This is a genomic window from Klebsiella sp. K47, assembly GCF_051858335.1.
GTDB lineage: Bacteria > Pseudomonadota > Gammaproteobacteria > Enterobacterales > Enterobacteriaceae > Klebsiella > Klebsiella pneumoniae.
Genome location: NZ_JBPYUI010000577.1, coordinates 1 through 211, shown reverse-complemented (window position 1 = coordinate 211; position 211 = coordinate 1). Strand labels below are relative to the sequence as shown.

At 65.4% G+C, this 211-nt stretch carries 1 protein-coding gene; it reads right to left on the bottom strand.

Features of this window, described 5'->3' with window-relative positions; all coding sequences use genetic code 11:
• Positions 1-211 (bottom strand): ABC transporter permease subunit (locus tag RRF55_RS29290; RefSeq protein WP_439419497.1); only part of this gene is annotated, 211 nt, incomplete at both ends.

Below are 211 nucleotides of genomic sequence, written 5' to 3'. Positions count from 1 at the left end.
TTGACCAGAAGCGTGCCGTACACGGCGCCCACCAGGCTCATGCGCCCGCCCACGGCGGCGTAGATGACCATCTCGATGGAGGGAACGATGCCCACGAAGCTGGGCGACATGAAGCCCACCTGCAGCGTGAACAGCGCGCCGCCCACGCCCGACAGCGCAGCGGCCAGGCAGAACACGAAGACCTTGAAATTGGCCACGTCGTAGCCGGAAA